We start from the raw sequence: 22,389 nt of genomic DNA, 5'->3' as shown, positions 1-22,389 counted from the left end.
ACTGGCAAATTATTCGTCGTAATTAGCATCCACTAATTTACCCATTACTACATTTGATACAACAGCTTCGGCATTTAACCATGCTTCCATAGCAATCAAGTCTTCCTCTGTTGCCGAACCATAGCGAAGCTCAGAACAAATAAAGCCAGTTAATGAGGTTAAATCACCGCCACTACCCATACACAGTTTTCTTTCTTCAAGCACATCTAAAAAACGCTCAAAAAAAGCATCAAAGTCCGTTTCAGAATTGATATCTAAATCGCACGAATATTCAAATCCTTTTATCGCAAATTCACCTAAATATAGTTTTTTGCGTAATCTTCTATTTCTTTTCTCTTGCATGTTATTTCCTTTGGCGCCACACGCCTAAATTTTAAAGGGTATTAGGCCAGTAATTGAAACACAGTCTAAGTCAATACAATACCTTTAAGTAAAAAAGAACCCATCAATTCCCCACTAAAATTATGGAGTAGACATGATTTTATCAACCCCCTCGTTCGCTAATTGATCAGCAATTTCATTCCCTTCAATACCAGCATGGCCTTTAACCCATTTCCAAGACACATTATGACGTTGACATTGTTCATCCAATTTTTGCCACAAGTCTTGATTTTTAACAGGTTGTTTTGATGCCGTTTTCCAGCCTCTTTTTTCCAACCAGCCAACCACTCAGTGATGCCTTTTTGGACATAAGAAGAATCCGTATAAAGCGTTACATCACACCTTTCTTTTAATGCCGCCAGACCTTCAATTGCACCACTTAACTCCATGCGATTATTAGTCGTTTCCAACTCTCCTCCACAAAGCTTTTTTTCGTGTTCTCCAAAGGTTAACCAAGCCCCCCAACCACCAGGTCCTGGGTTCCCCTTACACGCACCATCCGTATATATCACAACTGTTTTCAATCTTGCATCTCTTTAACAATAGGTTTAGTTATAGAAGGAACTCTTACTTTTGCTCTCTTCCAACGGGGCTTAATAGCGATATGACGACGAACCTGTTTCGTCGCTGAAATAATATAGACACCACCTAAAGGAAGATGAGTCAATTCTAATGCTCGACCAATATGTCTAACGCTTTGATACCAAGACGCTTTCCTAACTGGAGGCCTAAAGCAAATGTATTCCACTGAATCCAATGTTAATCCCGCCACTTTAAGCCAATCCTCCAGTCTCTTAGGAGATATAAATCGACTACACCAAGGTGCATGCAATCGATTAGACGCCATTTTTCTACCTCCCCACAAACTCCATGGATTAAAGCCAATAATAACCACCCTACCACTGGGTAATAAGGTTCGAGCCGCTTCTCGAACATCGTCATGAGGCGCCTCTGACAAATCCAATGAATGATGCATTATGTGTACATCCACACCATCAGAGTCGAGCGGCAATTCATTTGACAAACCAATAATCGTATTTTTTGATGCACCCAGTTCCATAATAGGAGCCAACATTATTTGGTTTCTAATATGGGACTTTGAAAGAGGCAAATCGATTAATGGGCTTTGTATAACTGCAAAATAACCAACACTTCCCTCCGTTTGCTGTTCAATGATGGACAACTCTCGTTCTAGTACACTTCGCCCTAAATCTGACTTGTACCACTCTTGGAATAATTGTCTTACTTGCTTATTCGCCATACAATTAACTCAACTCTGTTTACACTAACGAACAAAATGCCGGTATCAACTCCGACAACGTCATTTACCGGCACCACTTTTATTACTACAGTGAGTTTTTATGACTATTCTACCTTTACCAGCGTTCAATGATAATTATATCTGGGCTATTTTACAGAAAAGCAAGGATTTAGTTTGGGTTGTCGACCCAGGTGACGCTGAGGTAGTGGTGCATTTTTTACAGCAACAACAGAAAAGTTTGGCTGGCATTTTAATTACGCATCACCATTTCGATCATACTGGTGGAGTCAAACAGCTAAAAGCTCAATTTAATTGCCCTGTTTATGGCCCTCACCATTTATCCCCCCTTGTCACTCATCCTGTAGCAGAAGGTGATTCAGTCACCATCTTTGAACGATCATTTACTGTCTTCGAAACCCCAGCCCACACACTCGATCATTTATGTTATTTTTCAATGTCAGATGAGGAACCCATTTTATTTTCTGGTGATACATTATTTAGAGGCGGATGCGGACGATTAATGGAAGGGAATGCACAACAAATGCTGGCCGCTATGAATCGCTTTAAACTTTTGCCAGACCAGACGCTTGTATATTGCACCCATGAATACACATTAAGTAATTATCAATTTGCTCTGAGCGTTGATCCTGACAATCTACAATTAATAAAAGCGAGCGAGCAATGCCAGGTTACTCGTCAACAGGGCAATCCGACTCTCCCAAGCTCAATTGCTTTAGAAAAAGCCTGTAATCCTTTTATGCGAAGCAATCAAAAAAAACTAGTCACATTAGCCGCAAGGCAAATTCAAGAACCAATGGCAATCGAAGAAGATAAACAATTTTCTCAAGTAAGAAGAGCAAAAGATGCTTATTAGTTGACCTATCTTTTAACCTCTATAGAATGTCTGTAATTTTTTTATCATGATAAAGGTTCCAATGCTTAATAATGCTCTTGTGTTACTTATTACAAGCTTTCTTTTAACGGGCTGTCAGACACTTGCTCAAAGTCAAAAAAACGTTGACAATACCGGTCTTGAAATCCAGCAAGAAGCTAATGAATTAGATGATATTGACATCAGTCAAGCGGAATCTGAAGACGATAAGCTTATTGATTTAGTTGTCGCTCAAAAGATAGAAAGTGCCCCTGATACTCACCCTGAATCAGTGATAGACAACGATCTCTGGAATCGAATTAGATCAGGCTATGCTCTTAATCTAGATTACGATAAACCTCGATTATTAAGTCAAATCAAATGGTATAGCTCCCATAAATCCTATCTTGATCGAGTATCTAAAAGAGGTCAAAGATACTTATTTCACATTGTTGACCGCTTAGAACAAGCAGAGTTACCTTTAGAGATCGCCTTCCTACCGATAGTAGAAAGTGGCTTTGACCCTTTCGGTTATAGTCATGGACGAGCATCGGGGCCTTGGCAATTTATTCCATCAACTGGACTTGCTTACGGTTTAACACAAGATTGGTGGTATGATGGACGTCGTGACATTATAGGTTCAACTGATGCGGCTATTGCCTATTTGACTCGATTAAACCGAATGTTCGATGGCAACTGGTTACATGCTTTAGCGGCCTATAATTCCGGTGAAGGTACAGTGTTAAGAGCCATTAAAAAGAACAAAAAAGCAGGTAAACCAACGGATTTTTGGTCTTTAGATCTTCCTAAAGAAACCCGAGCCTATGTACCAAAACTGTTAGCCTTAGCGAAAATATTTAAAAACCCTAAGCAATATCAATACCAACCATATTTTATTGAGAACAAGCCTTATTTTGAAGTGGTTAATATTGGCAGCCAAATTGACCTTGCAGAAGCCGCTAACATGGCAGATACAAGCATAGATGAAATTTATTTGCTAAATCCGGGATTCAATCAATGGGCCACGTCTCCTGATGGCCCTCATAGGCTTTTAATACCGGTTGAAAAAGCACAGAAATTCAGAGCTAAGTTAGTATCCATACCAGAAAACCAAAGAGTCACCTGGGTAAGGTATACTGTAGATGCGGGTGATAACCTGTTGCTAATAGCAAAAAAACACAATACTACTGTCGAAGTATTACAAGACGTTAATAAAATGTCTTCTACCCTGATTCGTGTCGGTCAACAATTAATGATTCCTGTTGCAGGAAGTAAAATTGAACGCTACACACTTAGCTCACATCAAAGATTAATTCGCAAACAATCCTCTTCTTCCAGTCAAAAGAGACTAAAAACAAACTATACAGTGAAATCTGGTGATACTTTATGGGGGATCGCTAAAAAATATAAGACAGATTCTAAATCTTTAGCGAGTTGGAATAACATGGGATTAAATGATTCTTTACGTCCAGGTAAGAAACTTACTATTTGGCATAAAGCAACGAATAAAAGTAACAGCGCTCGCGCAAGCATTGTTAAAAGGATAGTTTACTCACTTCGTGCTGGCGATTCATTAGGGAAAGTAGCACAAAAATTCAATGTAAGTGTTGCCAATATTAAAAAGTGGAACCCTAAGGTTGGTAGTAAGAAATATGTACAGCCTGGGGATCAAGTGACATTATTGGTGAATGTAGTAAGCGGTTAAAGCTCACTTTTCCTCAACCTATAAAAAAGGGGCAAAACTATATTTGGCCCCTTTTTTTATTACTTCAATACTGAGTTACTCATAACGACATAAATAAGCCGTTGTTTCTGAAACAAGAACATCAAAGCTTAAATTTGCCTCAACAATAAATGTGTCACCTTTAGCAAAAGTCTGCCACTCACTTTTATTTGGTAAACGAACGTTAAGTGAACCCGATATCACCGTCATATACTCCCTCATTGAAGTACCAAAGGTGTACTCGCCAACCGCCATTACACCAACGGTCGATGAACCGTCAACATTTTCCAACGCAATCGACTTTACTTGATCATTAAAATAACTGTTTACCGTAAGTGCAGACATATCAACCTCTTTACTCAATTTGAAATTGAGTAATATACGATTTTTAAAAGCAAGCAGCTAATACTTTATTCAACAATCAGTCTAAATGAGGCTGTATCTCTAACATCATCCAGTTTTTAAACGCCTTCATCGCTGGCGTCATAGATCGTCGTTTCTGATAGACCAAATAGAAGGATCGATTGGTTATAAGATGTTGTTCAAATAAAACCACCAACTTCCCCGCTTCTACATCCGGTTTAACCAAATCCGGATCCGCTAAAGCAATACCCAGCCCTTGCACAGCGGCACCTGCTGTCAAAGAACCTGTAGAGAACATTAGCCCACGTCTAAATAGCGTTGGATCTAAACCATTCTGCTCTAACCAGCCATGCCATTCATATTTACGTTTAGTCACATGCAACAATGGGTAAAAGCGCATGTCTTCTGGATTATTAATGGGTAAATCATCTTTAATAATCTTCGGGTTACACACAGGGGCGAGCACAACCGCTTTGAGAAAGTGCTGTTCAACATCTCCCCACTCACCCCACTCACCATTACCAAAATAAACGGCCATATCAATATCAGCGACATCAAAATCAACTAATCCAACTGAAGCACTGATTTCCAACTCTATTTCTGGATATTTGGCATAAAAATCTCCCAGCCGAGGCATCAACCAGCGATTTAAAAAGATTGGTGAAACCGCTAGATGCAAAGAGCCTTGTTTTTGTTTACTCAGTACATCGTTAGTGGCCGACTCTATTAACTCAAACACTCTTTGGATAGGTTGAATGTACTCTTCCCCAGCTTCCGTCAAAACCACTTTGCGCTTTGTGCGACGAAAGAGTTCTATCCCTAAAAATGATTCGAGCGTTTTTATTTGATGGCTGATCGCCGAAGGCGTAACAAACAGCTCCTGTGCTGCTTTATTAAAACTTCCATGCCTTGCGGCAGACTCAAATGATTTAAGTGCATTTAGTGGCGGTAGTCGATTAATGACCTTATCTCCATATAGATAAGAAAAACCTATAATTAGCTTAGAATCAAAGCTTCTGTCAAGACAGCATTACAATTACCCTAAAAGAGGTAGCTTAATACCATCTTGGGTAAAGCTCTTGACTCACTGTAACCAGTTAGTCTTCACTATCATCAATAGGTAAAGTACGTTTGTTTTTTGGTAGGCGAAATGGCTCAAAACCTTCTTGCTGAGACACATCAAAGCGCTTCTTAACTCCCGTGTTTCTTTTCGCCTTAGGTTGCTGTAAATGGTTTTTTTCTTCCTTTTTAACCTTAGTTACTCGTGCGACTTTTTTCGGAGCTAAACCTTTAAATGAAGCCTCTAAGCCTTCAATTATGGCAAAAGAAAACTGACGCTTTAAAAAGACTTCTAATTCTTTAAAGTTATACCAATCTTTTGGGCCAATTAAAGAAATAGCATCGCCTTTAAAACCTGCACGACCCGTACGGCCCGTCCGATGCACATATTCCTCAACTTGTTTCGGAATATCAAAGTTAATTACATGGGATACATTCGCAATGTCTAATCCACGAGAACCAACATCAGTACTCACTAACACTTTAAAATGCCCACGGGAGAAACTGTCCATCGTTTTATTACGTGCGGCTTGAGACAAATCACCGTTTAATGCTTGTGTTGTATGGCCAAGAGCTTGTATTTTTTCTGATAACCGAACTGTATCTGCTTTTGTTGCGGTAAACACAATAGCCTGCTTAATGGTCTCATGGGTCAACAAATGCGTTAATAACGCTTCTTTATGGTCTAAATGATCCGCCAAATAAAACGTTTGCGTGATGTCTTTATGCTCATCAATACCACTACCAATGGCAACTCGAGAGGCTTCACGTAATAGTAGTTGAGCAATCTCATTGACCTCCGTATTATCTAACGTCGCCGAAAAGAATAAGGTCTGACGCAATCGGTGATTCGCAGCATCATCAATATATTTGAGTTGTTCTGCAAAACCCAAATCAAGCATGCGATCCGCTTCATCCAGAATCAGCAGCTCTAGCCCATCTAAAAAGAGATTACGTTGCTTTAAATGGTCAACCAAACGACCGGGTGTAGCAACAATAAAGTGGGGGTCTTTTTGCAACGCCTTAATTTGATCGTTAAAGTTTTCTCCCCCAAAATTAAATTTGATGTAAAGCGTGTCGCGGCAAGCAACAGACGTAATTGAGCAAATACCTGTTTTGCTAATTCACGTGTGGGTACTAGAATCACAACTCTTGGGTCACGCTTTGATAATGGCTTAACTTTAAAGACTCGATGTAACGCAGGTAACAAATACGCCAAAGTTTTGCCTGATCCTGTTTTGGATGACGCTAATAAATCGCGCCCAGCCATTGCTTCAGGAATAGCACGAGCCTGTATCTCGGTTGCTTCATCAAAGCCTAAATGACGTAATGATTGGAGAATACGATTGTCGAAACCAAAATCAGTAAATTGCAAAAAAATAACCTCATAAATAAAAAATACAGCAACTTGCTGTCAATAGATGGAGAATTATACCTTATGAGCTAACAATGGTAATACTCTATTACACATTAAGACCGCCCCAGTAACGATTTTTATCTCCAAGCTAGATATCAAAAATGCCTAATGAAAATTCTTTCCCTGCACTTTCAATACAGACATGCTGTTTTCCCTCGATTTCTTTTTCATACCCATTATTAACCAGATCATAATACACACTTCGATGCAGCATGGCCTTCATTCCGTACCTCATACTAATGTAAGGTCGATCGCCTTCTGGTCCTGTTTCAACCCACAAATCGCAATCCTTTCCGAGTACTAAAACATCATCTACATTAGTTGTAAAAGTCACTAAGCCAGCATTAGAATCACGCTCTATTTTCGATTGTGTTACCAAAAAAGGGGCATCTTCTACCTGAATATGCACTTTCTCATGGGGGGTAACAAGATAATGCTCTCCATCCTCTAACCATAAAATACGACTAAACATTTTTCTCATCGAAGCCCGCTTCATAGGAGCCCCTTCATGAATCCATTCGCCGTTCGACCGAATAACTAAATCCATATCCCCGCATAATTCGGGTTTCCACAAATGCACAGGCGGCATTTTCTCACTCGCTTTGATAGCAGAAAGATCTACATTTTTCATAAGATGTCCTCCATGGATTAACAAACCTCACTTTAGCATTAATAATTTTCAACACCAATATGAAGATCTTGAATTCAATTCACTGTTAAAATGGACTTATCCAATGGGCAACCAATTACCCAGCGATGGATCAGTAGCTGTTTTAAATATGAGTGTGACATTATGAAATCTGAGTTAGCAAATAAATTCCAAGACCCGTCTAGAGGGGTCTATTTTATCGGAACAACACCACCTAAGTCTTCTCTTGAAGAACCAATGCTAATGGAAGTTTCTACAAAATTAATGAATCGCTTAAATCATATTGAATTTGATGGCTTAATTGTTTACGACATTCAGGATGAGAGTAGCCGTACTAATAAGCCTAGACCCTTCCCATTTATGGAAACGCATGACCCAAGAGCTTGGTCAAATAGATTAAGCCAACTTGCGAGGAAACCAGTCATTACCTACAAAAGTGTTTCTGCACGATCTGAACACGAGTTTATAAAATGGCTTGACGAATCATGGAATACCTTTGGAATACGTGACCTTGTTTTGGTCGGCTCCCCTTCTTCAGAAGGCAATATTCAATTGCCATTATCCAAAGCTTATAATTGCTTAAAGAGCCAGACTCAAGAATTTAATTTAGGCGGTGTAACCATTGCTGAACGCCACGCAAAAAAAGGCGATGAACATGAACGACTATTAAAAAAATCGGCTGATGGTTGCGAATTTTTTATCTCCCAAGCTGTTTACAACCCTCAAGCCACTATCGATTTAATAAGTCGTTATGCTCGAGAGTGCCGTGAACAAAATAGTAAGCCTAAGCGTATCATATTGACCTTTACACCTTGTGGCAGTGAGAAAACGCTAGACTTTATGGAGTGGCTGGGCATTTCCGTTCCAGACGCGACAAGACATCGTATTTTGGATGCAAAAGATCCATTAGCTGAGTCAATTAAAATTTGCCGTAACGCATTAGAGCAAATTATTGAGGCAACACTTGATCTGGATGTACCTCTTGGACTTAATATTGAAAGTTTAACCAATAGAAAGGGCGAAATTGACGCTTCAATTCGTTTATTTAAATTATTGAAAGCCACTTTAGATTTAAAACTAGCAGAGCACTCGTTGGAAGTTTAGAGCACAAATGACAATCATCTTCGAGTTGAATAAGTCGATAATCTGCCTATTCAACTCGAAGATAAATATGACGATCATTGGCATAAAAATAACGGCTACCCGCATCACAACTTAACGCTTTCTTGAACTTCCTCAAGAACAATGAAAATCGATTATAAATACATAGTAATCGACGTTTTTTTATTATCTAATCCGCATCCTGTATTTTCTGCAACAATGACTGGATAGTATCAATGACGATTAGAACAATTGCCGCCTTTTTAATATTAGGCATAATATGGGGAAGTAACTTTATCTTCATGAAATGGGCTGCAGATTGGATCACTCCTTTGCAGGTCGTTTTACTACGGGTTATTTTCGGTTTCTTACCCATCGCCCTATATGCGGTATTTACTCAATCCCTTTCTTTTTCTCACGCCAAACATGTCGGCCATTTTTTTGTTATGTCGATCCTAGCAACTAGCCTGTATTATTTTGGTTTCGCAAAAGGTTCCGCCTTACTGCTATCGAGTGTGGCGGGTGTACTAAGTGGCGCAATACCTATCATTTCCTTCCTAACCGCTATGATATTTTTAAGGGAAGAAAAGGCGACGGGGACTCAATGGCTAGGCATTCTAATCGGTTTAGCTGGTGTTGTATTGATAGCATCACCAAGTTCAGATGCCGTTGACCAGAACACCCTGTTAGGCACTGGTTATATGCTACTAGGCGTTGTCAGCGTTGGAGCATCATTTGTTTACGCTAAACGCTTTTTAGGGCCATTAAACATTCCAGGCTCTGCCGCGGTGACTTATCAATTGGCTTTATCAACAATAGGCCTACTGTTAATTACTGATTTAACGGGAATAGAAGATATCGCAAAAGATACTCGTGCATTAACAGGCATGATAATTGGGCTGGGGCTATTAGGAACGGGGGTGGCATTCTTACTTTATTATTACTTAATAAAACAAGTTGGGGCCCTTAAAGCATCCTCTGCTACTTATATTCCACCTGTAGTCGCTTTATTTATCGGCGTTTTCTGGGTCAATGAATCTCTTGAGCTTATGGATTATTTTGCCGCAATTCTGGTATTTATTGGTATGGTATTAGTTAATAAACGTAAAAATATTAAAGCCGTCTTAAAGTAACACCATGATTATGGTACCCATAAGAAGATCGGTTACATATAGCCTTCTTATGGGTTACTTCAAGACGCTTCCCACAACCTTTAGCACATCCTCTAATAGTATATTGTTCATTGCCGCATCATCATGCACTCTCACAGCCCAAGGTAATTCCGATACGGGTTTTGCGTATTCTTTTTCAGCTAATACCTCATATACAGAAACAACCTTATCTAAATCTTGATAAGGCCCTGTTCTTTGTGGGTTTGAATGGGCATATAAGCCTATTACTGGGGTGCCGACGAGAGTACCCATGTGCGCAGGTCCCGTATCAGGTGATACAATTACCTCCGCGGCCCCAATCACACTTAGCATTTGCGATAGACTGGTTTGACCCACTAGATTAATCAATTCTGATGATGGCGTCACACCCTTAAGTATCTCATTAGCGAAAAACACTTCCGATGGCGCGGGACTCCCTGTCAACACAACCGCAATATTTTGATCTAAACAGTATTGGATAAGTCCTTGATATCCTTGAGTAGTCCAATTACGTTCTGCTTTTGATGCACTCGGGTTAATCGCCACAAAACGTTCAGGCAATGGTTCTGCCAGCCTTTCCAATTGAATATCGCAGCGTGAAGGCAGCTTAGTCACACCAATAGCTTGTGCTAATGAAAATAAGGCGTCTAATACATGTGGCCCTTGTGGTTCTGGGGCCAGCTTATTAACAAACCAATGTTGCTTTTCTCTTGAGTGGCTTAAAGCAAATCCAATGCGTTGTTTCGCACTAATCATCCGGCTTAAACAGCTGGCTCTTAAAGACCACTGCATATGTAATAAAACATCAAAATGAAGATGGGAAAGCGCTTTTCTTAGTTCATACATTCCCTTTATTCCCGTTTTTTTATCATACACGTGCACATCTACATCAGATAAATGCCGCACTAAATGTGATTCTAAAGGGCCAGTTATCCAAGTGATTTTTGCATTTGGATAACACTGCTTGATTGCGCATACAACAAACATGGCATGACACACATCACCCAAAGCGGATAATCGAAGAATAGCAATGTGATTAATCTTATCTAAATTCATTTTGCCTCAAGTACTGCGTTCAAACGATGTCTATTATAGAATACCTTGCGACATAAAAGTGAGCTTATGCAGAACAAAACCCATCAAGCCTTATTTACACACAACGAAAAACTGATCTAAAGATGCTTCAAAGACAATTAGTTACTAATAATATTGAGTTACTACTGAGTGATACAATACTTCCTATCACTGAAGATTGGTTTTCTGCTGACTATTGGCAATCGCGTAATGAACTTGTCGGTACCGCTACTGGTCGCGGTACCGTTTGGTTTATAGAAAATAACTATGGTGCTTTTGTATTAAGAAAATACCGCCGAGGAGGTCTCATTGCAAAACTCTTAAAGTTTCGGTTTTTCTTCAAAAACATGGAAAAAACACGAGTCTTTCAAGAGCTAACGTTACTTGAATATATGGTTGAGAAAGGACTGCCCGTTCCAAGAGCCATTGCCGGCAAAGTTAACCAATATAATGGTTTTTATGAAGCCTTTATATTAATAGAAACGCTAAAAGAGGCAAAAGAACTGTTCCATCTATTGAGAGCAAATAAAGCAGTCCATTGGTACAGCATTGGACAAACTATTAAGCGCTTCCATGAAGAAGGCATCTACCATTCCGATTTAAACTGTCACAATATCATGATTGATCAAACTCAAAAAATTTGGCTAATCGATTTTGATAAGTGTGACCAGCGCCCACAAAATGATGAATGGCAAAACAGTAATTTACAACGCCTACTTCGCTCCTTAGAAAAAGAAAACGATTTACATAATGATATTCATTTTAACGAACATCATTGGGCTCAACTATTAGAAGGCTACCATGGCAAAACCGAAAAAAATTAGCACCTTAAATCAAAGTATTTGGCCTTATTTATCTCCTCGCCATTGGCCAACTTGGTTTGGGGTTGGAATAGCATGGCTACTGGCTCACTTACCATGGAAATTACAACGTTTTTTAGGCAAACAAGTTGGCCGCCTCATACATAAGGTAAGTGCCCGTAGACGCAATATTTGTTTAACCAATCTTCAACTGTGTTACCCAACTATGACTCAGAATGAAAGGGAACAACTCACCAAAAAACATTTTGAAAGCATGGGAATGGGTTTTTTTGAAATGCTGATAAGCTGGTTCTTTCCAGTCGAACATACCGCCCCAAGAGTCACTTTTTCTGGTGAAGCACTTTTAAAAGAAACCTTCGAGCAAGGTAAAGGCTGCGTCATTATTGGCGGTCATTTTTCATCTATTGACCTGTGTGGAGGTCAAATGACTCGCTTTGTAAAGGTCCATCCTATTTATAAACTGCAGAGTAATCCTGTACTTAATTGGATTATGGAGCGCCAAAGAGAAAGGACATTTGAAAAGACCATAGAAAGAAGCAATATGCGGGAAGTGGTCAAAACGCTAAAAGACAATTGCGCTGTCTGGTATGCTGTTGATCAAGACTACGGAAGAAAAGCCTCCGTATTTGCGCCTTTTTTTGGCGTAAACTGCGCCACCATTGCGCACATAGGCAAGGTTTCTCGCATTACTGATGCACCAGTTTTACTGTATGACTACTATCGAACCGAAACCGGCTACCACATTTCTTTGCAGGCTACGCCTGATGGGTTTCCTTATCTTGATGATGTGGAGAATGCGGTTGCAATGAACAAAATGATGGAAAAGTTAATTAACTCTAAAAAAGAGCAATACTTTTGGACTCATAGACGCTTCAAAACACAAATTAACGAAGGCGATAAAGACCCGTATTAACGATATTCACCTATGACTCATCAAAAGATTGTACTCGACCCACTTCACCCGAATCCAATCTTACTTTTATTCCATGGGGATGGTTCGGTGACTTGGTTAGCAATCTTTCTACTTTACCTTGAGTTAATTCACCAGAGCCCTGATCTTGCTTTTGAATGATATTTACTTTGGCGCCAATCTTAATTTGCGATCTTGTTGGTACAGACATAATATTTCCTAAACATACGATGAAATTATAAAAAAAACGCCTCAATTTAGAGGCGCATTCTCTTTTTATATAATGAAGAATTAACGTGTTTCTACTTCTTCAAAATCATCGTCTTCATAATCTTCGGATAATTCATAAGCATCATCACCCAAATCTTCATTTACCAATAACAATGCGTCTTCGTATGCGCCACCAAATTCAATACGAGTAATATCATACAAATCGTATTCATAGGTGTCATCGAACCAACGAGCATCCGAACCAATTTCTTCTAGCTCAAAGGTAACCGCATCTACTTTTAAAACTCGACCAATTTCACAGCTATCGCTTTCGGACTCTTCTCGGTGTAAAGTCACTAGGCCATATTCTTCACTGATATCCAGTAACAACTGCCCAAGATCACCCAGTTCAATATTAAGAAACTCTACTTCTTCTCCACGAAGCTCCAACACACGCTTTTGAAAGTCATTAAAAGGTGCTGGATGAACGAAATCACTAATGTCTTCCAAGAACAAAACTTGATAGCCATTTAAGCGAATACTTTCATCTAATAATTGTAGAATCACCATTTCTTCATTAGCGGCTACTACAAAACCATCGCTCCAACCATCTGGACCATCTAAGTCTTCACGAAATATACGTACTAAATTATTTCGAGTACGGGCTTTTTCCAATTCGATGAGCATGTTGGCTCCCTAAAGCAAAAGTAAGTAATTACAAGGTGCTAGTGTAAACCCAGCCAGCTTGACTAACAATCTTATTGAACAACATCGTACCAATTTTCTATGATTCCATTCAAATCTTCTAAACCACACTCCGCTTGAATGCCTTCTTCAGAGGTTTGATAAAAGTCACTTTGGTTATCAAACATGGAAACAATTTCATCACGCGCATCTGACATATCAACTTTACGGCTAACACTTACGCCGCTTTGCTGTATAACAATATCAAAGTTACCTTGAGTAAACTGACTGACTTCTTCTTTATCATCCGCAAAACGAATGCATTGTAACACTTTTTGAATTTCTTCTCGGCTCGTCAAATGTTCACTGATCCAGTCAGCAATAACGGAAAACTCATAACCCATTTGAACGCGATAACCATGATCTTCTTCACTGTATGCTATTTCATAGTCCATGGTACTTACTCACTTATCATCTTGTACATTGTACGTGGAATCATCCTGATGTTTATTTGATCCCTCTGTTAATTCCATTTTAGCTCTATATTCTCTATTTTTCTGCTGCTGTCTTTGAGGTATCGCCGCTTCCAATCGAGCTAATCGAGCGGCTTCTTTAGCCGCTTTCTTTTCTTCGACTATTTGCTCTTCAGCAATAATCATTGCAGGGGTTTCCATAACAAAGGGACAAACGATTCCCGCACGAGCATCGGTTAAGAATACTTCCGCTGCTTTATGCATATCCACCTTACCACCGGCCCTAAGACCTCCGCGTTTTTGCCCAATAATTTTCAGCACGTCATCGGGCGTGGCTGGCATTTCTTTTAACTTATATCGAGTCATCAAGGCGTCAGGATAATGCGCCATAAAAAAAGCCAAACCATCCAACGCCACTAATTCGTAATCCATGGCCGTATTTCTTACCGCTCCAGTCACTGCTAAACGATAGCTAGCTCGGGGATTTTCAATTTTCGGCCACAAAATACCAGGCGTATCCAGAATTTGAAACTCAGGTGTAACTTTCAACTTTTGTTGACCTTTTGTGACAGCAGGTTCATCCCCTACTTTGGCCACACGTTTACCAATCAGAGCATTCATTAAACTGGATTTACCCACATTAGGAATACCCGCAATCATAGCTCGAATAGGTTTTTCAGCCGTACCTCGATGTGGAACTAAGCGCTTTACCCATTGGTTTAAATTATGTAAATCGGTTTTATCCATAGTAGAAAAAGGCTGCGCGGTAATGTCGTCATTATCGCGCCAATGACTCAACCACAAAGCCACCCGTTCAGCATCCGCTAAGTCTTTTTTGTTTAATAAACGTAAAACTGGAACATCGCCACGCAGAGTTGATAACATAGGGTTTTGACTCGAATCAGGAATGCGTGCATCCAGCACCTCAATAACAAGATCCACTTGTGGCATAACATCTTCGATCTCACGCCTAGCCTTGTTCATGTGCCCGGGAAACCACTGAACGCTCACTCTCTCACCTCTTTATATTTCATACTGATAATGCCGCGCATAATAACATAAACACACCACTTTCTTTCTATGAAATAGACGATTCATAAAATATGATACTGAAACAAAGGCGCTAAGACTTGCAATGCCAGTCTGCCGTCGATTCTAAAACGATCATAATGAATAGACGTAAGCACCTATCGCGATCCGTGCTTAAAACAAGATGAGAAAAAAGCAACATGTGTCGAGTAAAGGGCTCGGAAAAGTTAAAAAGCCTTATAAATCCTCCGCTTGCAAACGACGCCATAGAATAGGGGTAGCGGCCAAAATAGGATTGCCATTTAGCAACCCATCATTTTCCAGAAAATCGGAAACCGTTCCGCCCGCTTCTTCTATCAATAGAATGCCGGCTAATGCATCCCAACTATTTAAATGCGCTTCGTAATACCCATGTACTAATCCCGACGCAACATGCGCTAACATAAGCGCCCCAGCACCAAAGCGTCTGTATTCAATATTATTTCTATCTAACATCACCATTAAATCAAGATAGTTTTGTAAAAGGGTTCTATTAGAACGACCCAATCCAAGTATCGCATGACCATCTAATGGCTCTTTCATATTTAATCGCTTTCCATTTAAATAAGCACCTTGCCCACTTCTAGCAATAAAAAACTCATTTCTATCTGGGGCATAGATACAGCCCCACTCAACCTTATTATCCTTAACAAAGGCAACTGAAACACACCAATAATCCATATTTTGTAGATAATTTGTAGTGCCATCAATAGGGTCAATCACCCACACTCCACGGCTTGAGGCCCCATCATGAGACAAGTATTGTGTCGTTAAACCGCTTTCCTCCCCTAGAAAGGCATCATCAGGGTATAGTGACTTAATCACCTCTTTCAGTTCATTTTCAACAAGCACATCGGCTTGAGATACAAAATCCTGACGACCTTTAACAGTAATAGATAAACCGTCTTTACGAAACGCTTGAGCTTTTTCTCCTGCACGTTTTATTGCATTCTCTAAAACGTCATAATTTGCATTAATAGTCATGGTTATTTGTCCTTTAACTGTGTAACGGAATAAGAAGATTCAGGAGAGGTGTTTCTAAGCACTAATGACACGGGAACCACCTCTAATCTTTGTAATAAAGAGGCATCCTGTGCGCGACTTTCTAAGCACCACAAAGCCCGTTTGGCTGTTTCTATTACATCTTGCCGTATGGTAGATAATCGATAACTGTATTGAGCTGTCTGAGGCGTATCATCGAATCCAATGATATGGAAATCGTTAGGTGCATCCATTCCATGCTCTCTCATACCATCTAAGAAACCGCAGGCTAGTAACGCATTAGCGCAATAAATACCATCAACTTTCAGCCCATTTTTATGCATTTCATGAGCCGCTTTTCGCCCGCCTTCATAACCATCCTCTTGAGCACAAATGGTGACTAATTGTTGATAACACCAAGGCTCAGTAGCTTGTAATACCTGTGAAAAAGCCTCTCCTCGAGTAATACCACCCCAAGTTGAATACTGATAATTTAACCAGCCAATAGATTTACAACCACTTTTAATCAGTTGCTGAGCCGCCAGTTGCGCTCCAGTAACATTATCAGAACAAACAAAATCCACATTAGGGATTGCGGCATAGCGATTTATGCCCACGACGGGAATATTAAAATGAATGCACTCTTTTATTAGATCGATGGGGGGTTGCCCCGATGTAACAATGACACCTGACACACGAAACTGGGTAAAACGTCTAATGGTTGCTTCCAACTCCTCGGCGTTTCCCACTTCTGTCACTAGTGCTTGATAGCCCCTCGCTTGAATTTCATTCAATAAGCCTTCCAATAGCTGACTTCGAAAAGGGTCACTCAAACGGGCCACGACAACACCGATCAACATACTCCGCTTACGGTTCAAACCTTGAGCTAAAAAATTAATTTGATAACCTAACTGTGCGGCGGCTTTTTCTACTTTCTCTCGGGTTTCTGTGGACACACTGCCATTCTTTGTAAAGGTTCGAGAAACGGCCGCTCGCGACACTCCAGCTAAATCCGCTACATCTTGCGCGGTAACCGCAGATTGTTTTGTAGACTTCACCAATGTTTTCCTTCTTTCTTTTCATTGATTTATTGGTTTGTTTGATTCTGAGAACACTTTATGTTGTAGCGCCTTTAATTCAGTTAAATCGAGACACAGTCCATCTCTACTTAAAAACAACCCATCCGTATCTGCAATTACACTTTCTATTTTAGGGATGGCACTATCAAAACAATGGTAAATCCCAAGGGCTTGAACACCGGTTTCCACTAATAGCTTGACGCAATCAGGATAATCTCCATGAGAAGAGCTCGATTCGAGGGCCTCAAACGACGCACATTCTTGAAACGCCATATCAGCACCTTGCATAAGCGCTTTTGTCGCCGCGGTTGGTCGACCATCTCCACTATAGAAAAATACTTGATCCTCAAGGGTAATTCGCAGTGAGCAGTTATCCATTTCATGCTGTGTTTTCGCGGTAGCAAGTTGCCAATGTTTCCAGCTGAATGCCATTTGAATATCGTTCCAATGAATCTCGAAGCTTATTTCATTCTCAGGCCAAATAGCTAAAGCCAGCAATTGTTCCAAAGGTTTTCGCTGTTCTAATTGACAAAAAATGTCTAAAGGCTCCGTTCTCTCAAAACTCTTCCACTGATTCAGCAATGCGGCTAATCCAGAGCAATGATCAGGATGAATATGGGTAAAATAAATTACATTAATCTCATTTGGGCCTATTCCTCTTTCCCATATCCCTCTAGGGACCGTTGGACCACAATCTATAAGCCACTGATTTTCATCATTATCTTTGACAATTATTGATGACGTATTATTTATCGTTGAGAACGCACTACCACAACCAATTACATCTATTTTCATCTCAATACACCAAAGTGTCATGTTTATTTAATTAAATTGTCATAAAGATACGACAAAGTAGACATCCATAATGTCAGTAACACGTTGCATTTTTTTTACAAAACAGTGAACACGTGTTCATTTTTAAAAAAAGTAAAAAATATGCTGATTTAATATTTCTACGCAATGGATAAACAATGACACACCTACTTATTGAGAATTTACATGCAAGTTATGGCGACAAAGTCATTTTAAATAATATCAATCTTGCCGTTGCTCAAGGTGAAATGATTGCACTGCTAGGCCCTTCTGGTTGTGGAAAAACCACCCTTCTTAATGCTCTGTGTGGCTTTATGCCGATTCAGAGTGGCTGCATTTCTATTGGTGACCGCAAGATATCTACACTAGCAGCCGAAAAACGTAATATCACTATGGTTTTTCAAAGCTATGCGCTATGGCCGCATATGACAGTATCGCAAAACATTGGCTACGGATTAAAAGTTCAAAAAGTCGAACGAGCTGAAATAGAAACACGAGTCAATGAGTTATTAAGCATCGTAAATTTGGAAGGATTGCAGGATGAGAAGGTCACTGCATTGTCTGGAGGTCAACGTCAACGAGTGGCATTAGCAAGAGCCTTAGCCATTCGCCCCGATGTTTTAGTATTAGACGAACCCTTATCCAACCTAGATGCCAAGGTGAGGCTGAACGTTCGCCATGAGATAAAGGCGCTACAGAAAAAATTGGGATTTACCTCATTGATTGTGACCCACGATCAAGAAGAAGCGCTGGTTATGGCGGATAGAATAGCCGTATTAAATCAAGGTCAAATAGAGCAGCTGGGCACTCCGGAAGAAATTTATCACCAGCCTAAAACCGCTTTTGTTGCGGACTTTATGGGGGCAAACAACAAATTAACCTTTTCTTCTCTTGCATCACTGCAGCAACAGATTTCACTGTCAAGCCTCACACAATCAAAAATGCAACCCTCATTCAGTAATAAGAGTACTCCCTACCAAGTATTCTTCCGCAGTGAAGACGTTGGCTTAACAACACTTTCACAAGACCACCCAAAACTCCATAACGAAACTGACGCCATACGTATTTTAGGAGATGTCCAGCAAAGCGCCTTTTTAGGTGGAAGTTATCAAATTAGTGTGCGCTGCGGGAAGCACACAATTCAAGCAGATCATCATGAAAATCTGCTTGAAGGCACTCCCGTAACCCTATGTGTTCCAGCCGGTGCATTACATATTTTTTAATATGCCCTGTATCGAAATCAACTATCAATTAAATTGCCATTTTGTACATTACACAAATGAGGAAAAACCATGTTAACGAAAACTAAGATCATTGCACTTGCTTCAATCGGCCTTACTCAGTTTTCTGGGTACGTTCATGCAGACACTAGGTTAAATGTTGTCTCTGCAGGTGGCCAGAATATGGTTGATTATGTCAAAACCTATTTAGCACCTAAGTTTGAAGCATCCCATCCAGGGGTTAAAGTCAATATAGTTGGTACTGGTCCTGGTGATGCAGGATCTCATAAGATTCTCGAAAAACTGTCCGCACAAAAAAACAGTGGCTTAGAAAACTGGGATGTCGATGTTGCGGTTGTCCACCAAAAAATCGGTGGTGAAATGGTAACCGATGGTTTACTCGCTAAGTACCGCTCTGATATCAAAACCGGCACTCTGGTTACTCGTGACAGTGCCGAGAATGCTCTTGGCGTCAATGTAAATGGGTATGTAATGCCTATGTTTCATAGCCAAACAGCGATTGCCTACAATAGCGACTTTATTAAAACACCACCAAAGTCTTACGATGAATTAGTAAAATGGACTCAAGACAATCCAAAAGCATTTGGCTATAACGGCATCAAGAACGGCATGTCAGGGGTAAGTTTTGTTACCGGTTGGATTTATGCCTATGGAACTGAAGCGGCAACCCTGTCAAGCACACCTTATAATAAAGATATAGCAACAAGCTGGGATAAGGCTTTTTCAGAACTGAAAGCCTTTAATAAAAACATCACGTTTACTCCAGGAAATGCGGGCACTTTGGATATGCTAAACCGCGGTGAAATTTTTATGGGCCCAGTCTGGGTCGACATGTTCTATAGCTGGAAGGATCAAGGAAAAATCCCACCATCTATGAAACTGTCTCTTATTGCTCCAGGGATGCCTGGTCAACCCATGTATTATGTCACACCAGCAAAAGCAGAAAATGCACAGTTGGCACGAGAGTTTATCGAGATGGCAACCAGCCCAGACGTACAAGCTGAAGGCATTGTAAAGCGCTTTAATTGGTACCCAGGTATCGATGCCCAACATGTTCAAGGTAACTTAGATAAAGCGACGTGGGCAAAACTGTTTGCAGAAATCACCCCTAGTGATTTATCCCAGTATGGTAAAAGCTTTCCTATAGCGCCTTATTTTGATGACATTAAAGAAGGCTACGAGCGTAAAGTGTCTAATTAAAATTAGCTCTTTTAATACTGATTTTACCCCTTCATAGGGTAAAAGTAGGCTCTGAATGCCTTTACTTAATTGAAGGTTTAGGCATTCAGAGAATCTTCTCTGTTAGGATATTCCCATGCGTTCTTCAACATCTTACAACCTATGGTTAATTGCACCCGCCGCACTTATGGTCGGTCTTTTTTTCCTTTATCCATTGTTTTTTTCTCTTTACTCGGCCATTACTACAGACGAGGGTGGTCTCACTCTAGCGCACTTAGAAAAAGCCTTTGAACTCTATTCAAATGACATTCTTTTTACCATCATCATAGTATTGGCTTCCGTTGTACTATTAGCTATTTTGTCTATTAGCATTGCCGCTTTAATTACTTTATCTCCGTTTCGCTCTATCGTTAGCCTTCTTGGCTTTATTTATCGCATCCCCCTTTTTATCCCGTTTATTGTAACGGCACAGATGATGCGAACTTTCCTTGCAAAAAATGGCTTAATGAATAATGCCTTTATTGCTTCTGGAATGCTAACCCCGCTTGAAACCGTATCCTTTCTTGGATGGAGTGGCATTATCATTGTTTTTGTCTGGAAGCAGCTGGCTTTCTGCACATTGCTTATTACTGGTGCGATGGCCGCATTAGATGAGTCTCAGATTCGTGCCGCGAGAAACTTAGGCGCCTCTCGTCTTCGTATTCTTTTTCAAATCATGTTACCGCAAATTACCCCAACGATTGGCGTCGCTATGATTTTGTCGACGGTCACCATTATGTCCGTTCTTTCTGTGCCGTTAATGATAGGCACTGGTACTCCCACTATGATAGCAACGGATATGGCATTTAGGATTAATTCTTATGGGGATTACCATGTCGCCAATGCCCTTGGGCTCGTATCTTATCTAATTTGTGCAGGATTAGCCTGGTTCTACCTGCGCCAAAGCTTAAAAGATAAAGGAGCTATCTAATGAGAAACACAATGAAGCACCAACTATCTCTATTAACATTATGTCAATCAAACAAAATACGCCCAAGTTTTTGGATACAATGCGTCTTTATTTTACTGTTTGCTTTTGCGTTATTTGGCCCTATTACCAACTTATTAATCTGGACTGTGGCGGAAACCTGGTATTTCCCACATGCTTTACCCTCTGAATGGGGGTTAAATATTGGCACCAAGTCTTTAATCCTTACAGTGATGTCTCAAGCGCCTTAATTAGTAGCGTTTTTATTGCTGTACTGACCGTGATTGTCTGTTTATTGGTGTCAGTGCCCGCAGGATATGCCTTGTCAAAGCGAAGCATGCCATTCAGGGCGTTTTGGATGCTGCTTTTTTTAATCCCTCAAGCGTTTCCAAACTTAACGGTTTACATCAATATTGCTCGCATATTCTATGATTTCGGTCTGAATGGAACCTTGTTAGGCGTTGTCTTAGTTCATAGTGTCCATGGATTAATGTTTTCCGTTTGGATCAGTGTGGCGGCATTTTCATCAACAGATCCCATGCTTGAACGGGCTTCCCGTAATTTAGGTGCAGGACCTATTTATACCTTTTTCCATATCGTATTACCGCAAGCCATGCCTGGAATTATAGCCAGTTGTATTTTTGTATTCTTAGAATCATTAGATGAGTTTACCGGGACCTTCTTTGTTGGTGCACCAGACATTACTACCTTACCATTACTGCTTTATACCGCCAGTATGGAAGGCAACTATCAAATCGCCTCTATAACGGCATTAATTCTGCTGGTTCCTTCCATTGGCTTCATGATCATTATTAATAAATTCATGAAACCAGAGATGTTATCTAAACTTGGAAAATAGAATTATCTGTGCTCGAAAAGCCCACATAGATTAAAGTGGGCTTTTCGAGCTTGA

General features: G+C 40.2%; 25 protein-coding genes and 2 pseudogenes. 11 read left to right on the top strand and 16 right to left on the bottom strand.

What is annotated here, in order from left to right; all coding sequences use genetic code 11:
• Positions 1 to 9 precede the first annotated feature (9 nt).
• From O1D97_RS14505 to O1D97_RS14495, 3 genes and pseudogenes are all read right to left on the bottom strand, one after another.
• The gene (locus O1D97_RS14505) at positions 10 to 342 is read right to left on the bottom strand and encodes a YggL 50S ribosome-binding family protein (protein WP_269126711.1); all 333 of its coding nucleotides are present in this window, start codon (positions 340 to 342) and stop codon (positions 10 to 12) included.
• A 120-nt stretch (positions 343 to 462) separates the two neighbouring features.
• Positions 463 to 905: pseudogene (rnhA, locus tag O1D97_RS14500) on the bottom strand (ribonuclease HI).
• Positions 902 to 1,642, bottom strand: a complete 741-nt coding sequence (locus O1D97_RS14495) for a class I SAM-dependent methyltransferase (RefSeq protein WP_269126709.1) — start codon at positions 1,640 to 1,642, stop codon at positions 902 to 904. The pseudogene rnhA and the gene O1D97_RS14495 overlap by 4 nt, the downstream one beginning before the upstream one ends.
• A 100-nt stretch (positions 1,643 to 1,742) precedes the next feature.
• Here O1D97_RS14495 and gloB point away from each other — a divergent pair, with 100 nt between their 5' ends.
• Positions 1,743 to 2,516 (top strand): hydroxyacylglutathione hydrolase, encoded by a 774-nt coding sequence (gene gloB, locus O1D97_RS14490; RefSeq protein ID WP_269126707.1) that lies wholly within the window; start codon positions 1,743 to 1,745, stop codon positions 2,514 to 2,516.
• Between the two features lie 61 nt (positions 2,517 to 2,577).
• The gene (locus O1D97_RS14485; protein ID WP_269126705.1) at positions 2,578 to 4,218 is read left to right on the top strand and encodes a LysM peptidoglycan-binding domain-containing protein; all 1,641 of its coding nucleotides are present in this window, start codon (positions 2,578 to 2,580) and stop codon (positions 4,216 to 4,218) included.
• A 75-nt stretch (positions 4,219 to 4,293) separates the two neighbouring features.
• On the opposite strand, the gene ppnP is transcribed toward O1D97_RS14485, so the two are convergent.
• The 5 genes and pseudogenes from ppnP to O1D97_RS14460 all read right to left on the bottom strand — a co-directional run bounded on the left by ppnP (position 4,294) and on the right by O1D97_RS14460 (position 7,706).
• Positions 4,294 to 4,581, bottom strand: a complete 288-nt coding sequence (gene ppnP, locus O1D97_RS14480; protein ID WP_269126703.1) for a pyrimidine/purine nucleoside phosphorylase — start codon at positions 4,579 to 4,581, stop codon at positions 4,294 to 4,296.
• A 76-nt stretch (positions 4,582 to 4,657) separates the two neighbouring features.
• Positions 4,658 to 5,560: a transcriptional regulator GcvA gene (gene gcvA, locus O1D97_RS14475; protein ID WP_269127200.1), complete on the bottom strand. Its 903-nt coding sequence runs from the start codon at positions 5,558 to 5,560 to the stop codon at positions 4,658 to 4,660.
• A 136-nt stretch (positions 5,561 to 5,696) separates the two neighbouring features.
• On the bottom strand, positions 5,697 to 6,284 hold the full coding sequence (locus O1D97_RS14470) for a helicase-related protein (protein WP_269127199.1): 588 nt from the start codon (positions 6,282 to 6,284) through the stop codon (positions 5,697 to 5,699).
• A gap of 222 nt (positions 6,285 to 6,506) precedes the next feature.
• Positions 6,507 to 6,928 (bottom strand): annotated as a pseudogene (locus tag O1D97_RS14465) (DEAD/DEAH box helicase family protein); the annotation flags it as partial.
• A gap of 235 nt (positions 6,929 to 7,163) precedes the next feature.
• Entirely contained in the window at positions 7,164 to 7,706 is a 543-nt protein-coding gene (locus tag O1D97_RS14460; RefSeq protein ID WP_269126701.1) for a DUF1285 domain-containing protein, read from the bottom strand.
• A gap of 162 nt (positions 7,707 to 7,868) precedes the next feature.
• Between O1D97_RS14460 and O1D97_RS14455 the strand changes: the two genes are divergently transcribed.
• Positions 7,869 to 8,828 carry a hypothetical protein gene (locus O1D97_RS14455; protein ID WP_269126699.1) on the top strand — a complete coding sequence of 320 codons (960 nt, stop codon included), beginning with the start codon at positions 7,869 to 7,871 and terminating at the stop codon, positions 8,826 to 8,828.
• A gap of 233 nt (positions 8,829 to 9,061) precedes the next feature.
• Positions 9,062 to 9,958 (top strand): DMT family transporter, encoded by an 897-nt coding sequence (locus O1D97_RS14450; RefSeq protein WP_269126697.1) that lies wholly within the window; start codon positions 9,062 to 9,064, stop codon positions 9,956 to 9,958.
• 54 nt (positions 9,959 to 10,012) lie between these two features.
• On the opposite strand, the gene O1D97_RS14445 is transcribed toward O1D97_RS14450, so the two are convergent.
• Positions 10,013 to 11,032 carry a glycosyltransferase family 9 protein gene (locus O1D97_RS14445; RefSeq protein ID WP_269126695.1) on the bottom strand — a complete coding sequence of 340 codons (1,020 nt, stop codon included), beginning with the start codon at positions 11,030 to 11,032 and terminating at the stop codon, positions 10,013 to 10,015.
• 122 nt (positions 11,033 to 11,154) lie between these two features.
• Between O1D97_RS14445 and O1D97_RS14440 the strand changes: the two genes are divergently transcribed.
• Entirely contained in the window at positions 11,155 to 11,874 is a 720-nt protein-coding gene (locus O1D97_RS14440; RefSeq protein ID WP_269126693.1) for a 3-deoxy-D-manno-octulosonic acid kinase, read from the top strand.
• A complete protein-coding gene (locus O1D97_RS14435) occupies positions 11,852 to 12,784 on the top strand; it encodes an LpxL/LpxP family acyltransferase (RefSeq protein WP_269126692.1) in 933 nt (310 codons plus the stop codon). Before O1D97_RS14440 ends, O1D97_RS14435 begins: the two co-directional genes overlap by 23 nt.
• A 10-nt stretch (positions 12,785 to 12,794) precedes the next feature.
• Here O1D97_RS14435 and O1D97_RS14430 read toward each other — a convergent pair whose 3' ends face one another.
• The 7 genes from O1D97_RS14430 to O1D97_RS14400 form a co-directional block, all read right to left on the bottom strand.
• Positions 12,795 to 12,992, bottom strand: coding sequence for a YwbE family protein (locus tag O1D97_RS14430; RefSeq protein ID WP_269126690.1), 198 nt, complete (start codon positions 12,990 to 12,992; stop codon positions 12,795 to 12,797).
• 80 nt (positions 12,993 to 13,072) lie between these two features.
• Positions 13,073 to 13,678, bottom strand: coding sequence for a hypothetical protein (locus O1D97_RS14425; protein ID WP_269126688.1), 606 nt, complete (start codon positions 13,676 to 13,678; stop codon positions 13,073 to 13,075).
• Between the two features lie 71 nt (positions 13,679 to 13,749).
• Positions 13,750 to 14,130: a YacL family protein gene (locus O1D97_RS14420; RefSeq protein ID WP_269126686.1), complete on the bottom strand. Its 381-nt coding sequence runs from the start codon at positions 14,128 to 14,130 to the stop codon at positions 13,750 to 13,752.
• Between the two features lie 9 nt (positions 14,131 to 14,139).
• Positions 14,140 to 15,159 carry a ribosome biogenesis GTPase YlqF gene (ylqF, locus tag O1D97_RS14415; protein WP_269126684.1) on the bottom strand — a complete coding sequence of 340 codons (1,020 nt, stop codon included), beginning with the start codon at positions 15,157 to 15,159 and terminating at the stop codon, positions 14,140 to 14,142.
• A gap of 255 nt (positions 15,160 to 15,414) precedes the next feature.
• Entirely contained in the window at positions 15,415 to 16,200 is a 786-nt protein-coding gene (locus O1D97_RS14410) for an inositol monophosphatase family protein (protein ID WP_269126682.1), read from the bottom strand.
• Positions 16,201 to 16,202: 2 nt separating this feature from the next.
• Positions 16,203 to 17,255, bottom strand: a complete 1,053-nt coding sequence (locus tag O1D97_RS14405) for a LacI family DNA-binding transcriptional regulator (protein ID WP_269126680.1) — start codon at positions 17,253 to 17,255, stop codon at positions 16,203 to 16,205.
• Positions 17,256 to 17,276: 21 nt separating this feature from the next.
• On the bottom strand, positions 17,277 to 18,071 hold the full coding sequence (locus tag O1D97_RS14400) for an MBL fold metallo-hydrolase (protein ID WP_269126678.1): 795 nt from the start codon (positions 18,069 to 18,071) through the stop codon (positions 17,277 to 17,279).
• Between the two features lie 176 nt (positions 18,072 to 18,247).
• On the opposite strand from O1D97_RS14400, the gene O1D97_RS14395 reads away from it, so the two are divergent.
• The 5 genes from O1D97_RS14395 (at position 18,248) to O1D97_RS14375 (ending at position 22,335) form a co-directional block, all read left to right on the top strand.
• On the top strand, positions 18,248 to 19,312 hold the full coding sequence (locus O1D97_RS14395) for an ABC transporter ATP-binding protein (RefSeq protein ID WP_269126676.1): 1,065 nt from the start codon (positions 18,248 to 18,250) through the stop codon (positions 19,310 to 19,312).
• A gap of 69 nt (positions 19,313 to 19,381) precedes the next feature.
• A complete protein-coding gene (locus tag O1D97_RS14390; protein WP_269126674.1) occupies positions 19,382 to 20,530 on the top strand; it encodes an ABC transporter substrate-binding protein in 1,149 nt (382 codons plus the stop codon).
• A 115-nt stretch (positions 20,531 to 20,645) separates the two neighbouring features.
• Complete coding sequence (locus O1D97_RS14385; protein WP_269126672.1) at positions 20,646 to 21,479, top strand: ABC transporter permease; 834 nt, start codon at positions 20,646 to 20,648, stop codon at positions 21,477 to 21,479.
• Positions 21,479 to 21,727, top strand: coding sequence for a hypothetical protein (locus tag O1D97_RS14380; protein WP_269126670.1), 249 nt, complete (start codon positions 21,479 to 21,481; stop codon positions 21,725 to 21,727). The genes O1D97_RS14385 and O1D97_RS14380 overlap by 1 nt, the downstream gene beginning before the upstream one ends.
• A 107-nt stretch (positions 21,728 to 21,834) precedes the next feature.
• On the top strand, positions 21,835 to 22,335 hold the full coding sequence (locus tag O1D97_RS14375) for an ABC transporter permease (protein ID WP_269126668.1): 501 nt from the start codon (positions 21,835 to 21,837) through the stop codon (positions 22,333 to 22,335).
• The last annotated feature ends 54 nt before the right edge of the window (positions 22,336 to 22,389 follow it).

The sequence above is a fragment of the Marinomonas phaeophyticola genome, assembly GCF_026966905.1.
Taxonomy (GTDB): Bacteria; Pseudomonadota; Gammaproteobacteria; order Pseudomonadales; family Marinomonadaceae; genus Marinomonas; species Marinomonas phaeophyticola.
The sequence above is the reverse complement of the archived record's forward strand: the minus strand, read 5'-3'. Positions and strand labels throughout refer to the sequence as shown.